Annotated in this window: 8 protein-coding genes and 1 pseudogene; 7 read left to right on the top strand and 2 right to left on the bottom strand. The window is 57.9% G+C overall.

The window, feature by feature from the left end:
- The 3 genes from F2P46_RS35325 to F2P46_RS35315 all read left to right on the top strand — a co-directional run.
- On the top strand, positions 1-1,364 hold a 1,364-nt coding region (locus F2P46_RS35325; RefSeq protein WP_166899139.1), incomplete at its 5' end, for a DUF1983 domain-containing protein.
- Positions 1,361-1,705, top strand: a complete 345-nt coding sequence (locus tag F2P46_RS35320; protein WP_166899137.1) for a hypothetical protein — start codon at positions 1,361-1,363, stop codon at positions 1,703-1,705. The genes F2P46_RS35325 and F2P46_RS35320, both read left to right, overlap by 4 nt.
- Positions 1,702-1,878 (top strand): hypothetical protein, encoded by a 177-nt coding sequence (locus F2P46_RS35315; RefSeq protein WP_166899135.1) that lies wholly within the window; start codon positions 1,702-1,704, stop codon positions 1,876-1,878. The genes F2P46_RS35320 and F2P46_RS35315 overlap by 4 nt, the downstream gene beginning before the upstream one ends.
- Positions 1,879-1,997: 119 nt before the next feature.
- Here F2P46_RS35315 and F2P46_RS35310 read toward each other — a convergent pair whose 3' ends face one another.
- Together F2P46_RS35310 and F2P46_RS35305 are read right to left on the bottom strand one after the other, a co-directional pair.
- Positions 1,998-2,561: a hypothetical protein gene (locus tag F2P46_RS35310; RefSeq protein ID WP_166899133.1), complete on the bottom strand. Its 564-nt coding sequence runs from the start codon at positions 2,559-2,561 to the stop codon at positions 1,998-2,000.
- 220 nt (positions 2,562-2,781) lie between these two features.
- Positions 2,782-3,549 carry an RES family NAD+ phosphorylase gene (locus F2P46_RS35305; RefSeq protein ID WP_166899131.1) on the bottom strand — a complete coding sequence of 256 codons (768 nt, stop codon included), beginning with the start codon at positions 3,547-3,549 and terminating at the stop codon, positions 2,782-2,784.
- Positions 3,550-3,918: 369 nt separating this feature from the next.
- On the opposite strand from F2P46_RS35305, the gene F2P46_RS35300 reads away from it, so the two are divergent.
- The 4 genes and pseudogenes from F2P46_RS35300 to F2P46_RS35285 form a co-directional block, all read left to right on the top strand.
- Entirely contained in the window at positions 3,919-4,497 is a 579-nt protein-coding gene (locus F2P46_RS35300) for an aspartyl/asparaginyl beta-hydroxylase domain-containing protein (RefSeq protein WP_166899129.1), read from the top strand.
- Positions 4,478-4,786: a hypothetical protein gene (locus F2P46_RS35295; protein WP_166899128.1), complete on the top strand. Its 309-nt coding sequence runs from the start codon at positions 4,478-4,480 to the stop codon at positions 4,784-4,786. The genes F2P46_RS35300 and F2P46_RS35295 overlap by 20 nt, the downstream gene beginning before the upstream one ends.
- A gap of 1 nt (position 4,787) precedes the next feature.
- Positions 4,788-5,498, top strand: a complete 711-nt coding sequence (locus tag F2P46_RS35290) for a hypothetical protein (protein ID WP_166899126.1) — start codon at positions 4,788-4,790, stop codon at positions 5,496-5,498.
- 29 nt (positions 5,499-5,527) lie between these two features.
- Positions 5,528-6,635 (top strand): annotated as a pseudogene (locus tag F2P46_RS35285) (hypothetical protein); the annotation flags it as partial.

Below are 6,635 nucleotides of genomic sequence, written 5' to 3'. Positions count from 1 at the left end.
CAAAGTCGCTGGCGGGGCCGATCATCGAGGGCGTGGGCAAGCCGGGTAGTCCGATGTTCGACCTGGCGGAAAAGCTGCAGGACAAGATCATGGCTTCGCCGGCGTGGATCAATATGTTCTCGGCCGTCACCCTGATCCAGGCGCCCGATTCGGTCCCCGGCAGCGCATCCTGGCTTCTGCAGCAGGAAGCCAAGGCCCGCGGCGCCGCCGTCACGCGTGTCGAGACAGTCATCAAGGAAACCAACCTGTCGCTCGCGAAGACGACCGAAACGCTCACGTCATCCATCGGCGCGGCCGGCGCCGCGATCAAGGAAGAACGCGAGGTGCGCTCGACGCAACACGAGGCCATGACGCAGTACGTGCAGCAGGTGGTGACGTGGACCAACCAGTCGTTTGTCGGCGTGCAGAACGAGCTGACCACGCGCACCAACAACGACAATGCCCTGGCCAGCGCGATCAACACCATGTGGGCGCGCGTGGGGCTCAATCAGGCGCTGGTCCAGACAGGGACCCAAATAGCCGTCAATCCGGTAGGCAGCGCGCTGACGAAGTTCGAGCAGCTGCAGGCGACGGTCACGGACCCGGCGACCGGCTTGGTCAAGAGCTACGCGGCCCTGCGCCAGGAAGTGAATCTCACAAACGACAAGGTGCAGGGCCTGTCGGGAAAGTGGGGTGTTAAGCTCGATCTGAACGGCTATATCGCCGGCGTCACGCTCAATTCCAACGTTTCCACGGGGGGCAAGGCCGAATCGTCCTTCATCGTGCTGGCCGATACCTTCGCGGTGGGTGCTCCCGGCCGGCCGGGGATTGTGCCATTCGCGATCGACGCGAGAACAGGACTCGTCGCCGTGCGCGGCGACCTTGTTGCCCAAGGCAGCATCACCGGCTACCAGCTGGGGGCGTACTCGATCTCGCGCGACAAGTTGGCCTTGAAGGTAGTCGGCGGCGCCCAGATAGACGACTTGGCCGTCGACACGCTCAAAATCGGCAACAACGCGGTCACTGTCCCGCTGTACCTGTCGGGAACTGGTAGCGGCGGCATCTCGGCCGGAACCACGCGCATGGTCGGACAGATTACCGCCTACTACCCGGCCGAGGTAGATGTCGTCGCGCTAGTTACCTGGAAAGCGGCGGCATGGAACATCGGCGGAAACACGGGCGTCATCCTGCACGTTGATGGCCGCCAGTTCCATTACCAGTCCGACTCCAACATCAATACCTACGCTCTGTCGCACGCCACATCTGCCAGGGTTCGGCTGAGCCAGGGCTACCACACGTTCACAGTCACATTCGACAACGCGTGGCATCAAGGGACCTACGACTTGGGCGACTGGTCCGTTACCTTGCTTGGAGTAATGAAATGACGACATTTGCGAAGTACGACGTTGACGGCCGGGTGCTGTTCAACGGCGACGTGCCCGAGTCGATGCTGGCCCTGCAGGGCCAGCGCATATTCGTGGGCGACATCGACGGGCGGACCCACTATGTACGCGACGGGCACAAGCACGCGCGGCCGGAAAGCCCCGCATTGCTCGCTGGCCGCGACCTGACCCGGTTGCCCATGCCGTGCGAGGTGGTCATCAACGACAAGCCGTACCCGTGCGGAGAAGGGCGCGCGACGCTGAACTTCAATTTGCCGGGCCTGTACCGCGTGCGGATTGTAGCGTTTCCTTTTCTTGATGCACTTTTCGAGATCCAGGCATGATCATTTACCACAATGAAGACGTCGACCAGCTGCGCCGCGCGGCATATCCGCCACTTGCCGACCTGGCCGATGCGATCTACTGGCAAAGCCGGGGGCAGAGCGGCAAGATGGAGGAATACAACGCGGCCGTCGAAGCCGTCAAGACCCGGTATTCGAAACGGGCCATGCTGTAATGGCGAATGTGTGGTTCTAATTGGGGCGTAGACAGAATTCGGAAAAATCGTACGCTAAGGTGTTTGGTCAGCCGACCAATGGCCGGTTTCGACATAAGAAAGAAAGCTAGAAGCGACTGCTACTCCCATCTTCTAATATCGTCCGATGTAAACCTATTGAAGAGCGACCCATATTGGTAGCCATCCTCAGCAACAGCTGTGCAGTCAGTTGATTCCACGTTGCGATGGAGAAGTCCAATTGGGTCGGATATCTCTTGTATATCCAAAACATTCGTCAAACGTATCCTCGCACTTGTGATAATTTCCTCCTCCTCATAAATTTCAAATCCAAGCTCCGCTGCTTTTCGCATCTCTGCCAAGTTACCGCCACCCGAAAACTTGAGCAAGTCTTCCCAGTACGGTAAGGCTACGATAATGGCTAGAAATTCACTGAGGTTGGAAGCGACCTTACCAGCGCTGCCTTCGGACGTTACATAAAGGACTGGCATTTGATCGAAGTCACCGCTACCATATGAGAGATATGCGCCTCCGGTGCTTTCGCCGGCAATGACGAGAAACCGATGTTCCGGGGTAAGCTTAATCCATGAATAGTCACGTGAAGCACGGTCAATATCGAAATGAAAGGGGTGTGCGAGGTCGTCAATGATTGACCTAGAACCTTGTAAATCTGTAAGCTTGATCATAGTTCGGGAGAAGAGGAAAAATAGGAAAAATAGCACGCTAAGCCTACGGCGCTACTTTGAAAAGTCTTTCAATCCGTGTGGACGGTTGCTTTCGCCCCAAAACGGTCAATGAGAACTATGTATTTTTTAATTTATGTTCTTCGCTTCGGGCCTATTTTGACTAATCAGAACATCAACCCATCTGACGGCTCGTGTCAGGTCAAGCCTTAGCGCATAGAACTTAAGAATCATCATCTAAGTGCCTTTTCTTATAATACCTATTTGCGCATTCTTCGAATTCATACTTCACTGCGTTGACGCCATAAACTCCACAATTGATAAGTTCTGCTGAGGCCAAATCGAACAATACGAAATTGTGACCTTCTCCCAATCCACTTTTAAAACAAACACCGTCAAAGCCATGATGGCGGAAAAACTCGACGAGAATTTGAGTGGGGATATAATCCGAACTAGTATCTCCGCGAGAAACCGGGCGACTAAATGCCTGATTAATTTGCCACCAGATGGCGTTGCCAATCTCTTCCTGCGTAGTCGGGGGGGAAAAGATTAGTTCAATATTGCCAAATTCCCGAGCAACTGAATAGCAGTCAACTAACTGTAAGTTTCGTTGAACTTTAAACTGCGCAACTGAAAGCATTTCTCCACGCTGTGGCCTCATTTCGGCCATACATGTATCCAAATGATTGGAGAGATAGAGATACGCAATACCGCGAGGATTTGCGCGGCCTTCGCCGCAGAATTCGCGGTTCGGTTTCATGCGTTGTTCGCTAAATCCGGCGATAATAACGTCACCTTCAACATCAACTTCATCATAGCCAATTTGGGCTCGAAAGAGAAGGGTACCTTTGGATAGGGAACGTGTTCGCTCAGGGAGCGTCGTCTTCAATGTCGCGAGAAATTCCACAACAGGCGTAGTGTGCACATAACGTCGCTCGAATCGAACGTCCCGTTGAAAGATGTCGAAATCATTGTGGCTTTTAAATTCCAAGTTTTTCCTCGCTTAAATAGTTTGATCATATCTTATGGTTCACGAAGACCTCCGGCTTAGCCGGCGCATTTACGCTAGACAGTCAATAAGACGAATGGCGGCTGTTGGCCACCAGCGGCCAGTCTGGAAAACCAGTGTTTGTCGACCTCTGCGGTAACAGCCCGCCGTGAGCATCCTCAGCCTACGTGGTCTACGTTGCCTATCTCATCACGAGAGAGTGGGATTAAAGTGGACTCTTTCTCATCCGATTCCCCTTCATCGGGGGGAGTTTTTTAGCCTAAATTTATCATCCGGGAACGCGCTACCTAAATTCTAAGTTTTCTTAAGACCGGCCATATCATCCCCGCCTCAATCACAGCGGGGAACAACATGGCAAGTTTTCAACACATCGCAACAGGCATTCAGGTCGCGGCGCTGCTGGCCGCGCTGGAGGCAAAACCCCACTTGTTCGGCCAGCATACGGCACGTGCTACCGCCTACGATTCGCCGCACCGCGCGATGACGGATATCTGGGTGCGCTTCAACGACATCGCCAACCTGGGCCCCCATTTCACCGATGAGCACGACTCGATCTGGTACCCGGCCTACGCCGAACTCCCGGAACTCGCACCCATCATCTTCGGACTGATGGCGCACGTGCATGGCGAACGGCTCGGCGGCGTGCTGATCACGAAAATCCCCGCCGGCGGCCGCATTGAGCCGCACATCGACCGTTGCTGGCACGCGGACTACTACGACAAATTCTACATCCCTTTGCGTAACGATCGGGGCGCCCTGTTCCATTTCCCCGAAGGCGACATCGCCGCCAGCGCCGGCGACTGCTACTGGTTCGACAACGGCGTGACCCATAGCGTCAGCAACAACAGCCAGGCCGACAGGATCTCGCTGATCGTCTGCATCAAAACCGACAACTTTAAGGAACTGAAACGTGATCGACTTGAAGATTAAGCATCACTTCTCCGGCCGCGAATACGCCAAGCAGATGACACTGCCGGCGTCGCATTACGCCGAAACCCACTCGCATAATTTCGACCACCTGAGCATCCTGGCGTGCGGCACCGCGATTGTGACCATTGACGGCATCGAGGAAACGCACGTTGGGCCAACCTGCATCACGATCCGCGCCGGCCAGGTGCATCGCATCGAGGCGCTTACCGACTCGGTATGGTTTTGCGTGCACGCCCACGAAGGCTCCGACCCCGACAAGGTCGATAGCGTTCTGATTAAGGAGGCTTGATATGCCGTGGGGAATCGCGGCATCCGTTGTAGCGGCCGGGATCGGGGCCGCCGCAACCAACAAGGCTAGCAAAAGGGCCGCTTCGTCAGCCGACAAGGCGCTGGAAGCGAACGCCTATCAGGGCGAGATCGCCATGGATCAGTTCGAGGACTACAAAACCTTCGCCCGTCCGGTAGAGCACTCAGTGTATGCCGACGCCATGAATACCGATACTCCCGAAGCGTACGACAAGGCCGCCGGCGACGCGCAGGCGTCAGTGTCGAGCCAGCTGGGCCTCGCACGCGACCGCCTGGCGCGCACGCCTGGGCTGGACCCGTCGAGCGCCGCCGCACAGGCCGCGACCACGAGCATGGAGCTGAAAGGCGCCGCCATTGGCGCCGCAGCCGCGAACAAGGCCCGGGACGGTATCAAGGACAAGGCGTTCGCCCGCAAGCTCGACGCTGTCGGCATCGGCAAGGGTCTTGTCTCGAACGCGTCGAGCGGCCTGGCCAGCGCCGCGGCGACCGCCAGCAGCATCGCTGGCCAGCAGTCCGCGCAAGCCAGCCAGACCGCAGCTGGCATGGGGAACATGGTCAGCGGCATCACCAACGGCCTCTCGAAAATTAACTGGGGCGGCAGCGGAACCAGCGACTACAGCAAATGGGAATCTAACAACGCCGGCGTGATGCAGAGCACCGGCCTGTCGTCGTCCGAATTGGCCGGCGCATTTTAAGGGATCGAACGATGACAAACTGGAGCGGCATGGCCGCCGGGTTCAAGGGCTATCAGGACGGCGAGCGCGCGATTGCAGACGAAGAACGGCGCAAGGCCGACGAAGCGCGCCGCGTCAAAGCGGACGCGCGCGCCGACACCGAAGCGGCGTTTCAGGAAGAGGCACGCAGCCGCCAGCGGTACGACTGGAAGGAGGTCGACCGCATAAAGGCAGCCGACAAGAAAGACATGGCTGATATCCGGGAACAACTCGCCAATGAAGCGAGCGCCGTCCAGGGCGGGGCCGACCCGGTTGCCGCTGAAGGTGCGCCGGCAGCTGACAATATCCCGGCCGAAATCGACAAGGCCATGGCGCCGCCGTTGGACGTGCTGCCCGGGGTGGCCGCCAAGCCAGCATCGATGGTCAAGAATCCGGCGGCGCTGGACTTGGCGCCAGCGCCTGCAGCGGCGTCGCTGGCGGCACTGCCCACACCGAAGAAGATGGGCGCGATCGGCACCCCGGCCGGCACCGTCCACAAGGGCGACTTCAACAGCGCGCTTGACGTGCAGACCGCTTTTCTGCGTCGCAAAAATGCTCGCGGAGATCTCACGCTGGAAGAACTGGCCCAAAAACAGGGACTGCTGACCAAGATGAAAAACGAGGGCATTGCGGACGCGCTCTCGTTGATGGGTCAAGGGCGCTACGACGACGCGATGGAGGCGTACAACGCAGCCGGCTCGATGAAAGGCGCGCGCATCGTCAAAGGCGAGGCAAGTACGACCAAGATCAACGGCGAGGAATACCCGACCCATTTGGTCACGATCCGCAACCGCGACGGTACTCAGGTAACGATGGATGTCGCCAAAGCCCGCTATCAGCTGCTCGATTTCGAGACACAGCTGGCCCAGTCCGCACGGGCAGGCCAGACCGCCATGCAGCGCGAACACTACCAGGGCACACGGGAGGACAACAAGGCAGCACGTGCCCAACAGGCGCGTGATTCAGCCGCCGGCCGCGCCATTCAAATGGCCCACCTCGCCATGTCGCGGGAACAGCACGCGCAGTCAACGCCGCTCGGTCAGATCCAGGCCAAAGAAAAGGCGTTGGGCCGCACGCTGTCGCCGGTCGAGCGCGCCGCCATGCTGGGGGTGGACACGA

It is taken from the genome of Massilia sp. CCM 8734, from assembly GCF_011682155.1.
GTDB lineage: Bacteria > Pseudomonadota > Gammaproteobacteria > Burkholderiales > Burkholderiaceae_D > Telluria_A > Telluria_A rubra.
The sequence above is the reverse complement of the archived record's forward strand: the minus strand, read 5'-3'. Positions and strand labels throughout refer to the sequence as shown.

Bases quoted from the DNA above. Each gene is read 5' to 3' on its own strand.
- F2P46_RS35310 (WP_166899133.1), bottom strand. From the start codon at position 2,561: ATGATCAAGCTTACAGATTTACAAGGTTCTAGGTCAATCATTGACGAC.
- F2P46_RS35315 (WP_166899135.1), top strand. From the start codon at position 1,702: ATGATCATTTACCACAATGAAGACGTCGACCAGCTGCGCCGCGCGGCA.
- F2P46_RS35320 (WP_166899137.1), top strand. From the start codon at position 1,361: ATGACGACATTTGCGAAGTACGACGTTGACGGCCGGGTGCTGTTCAAC.
- F2P46_RS35290 (WP_166899126.1), top strand. From the start codon at position 4,788: ATGCCGTGGGGAATCGCGGCATCCGTTGTAGCGGCCGGGATCGGGGCC.
- F2P46_RS35300 (WP_166899129.1), top strand. From the start codon at position 3,919: ATGGCAAGTTTTCAACACATCGCAACAGGCATTCAGGTCGCGGCGCTG.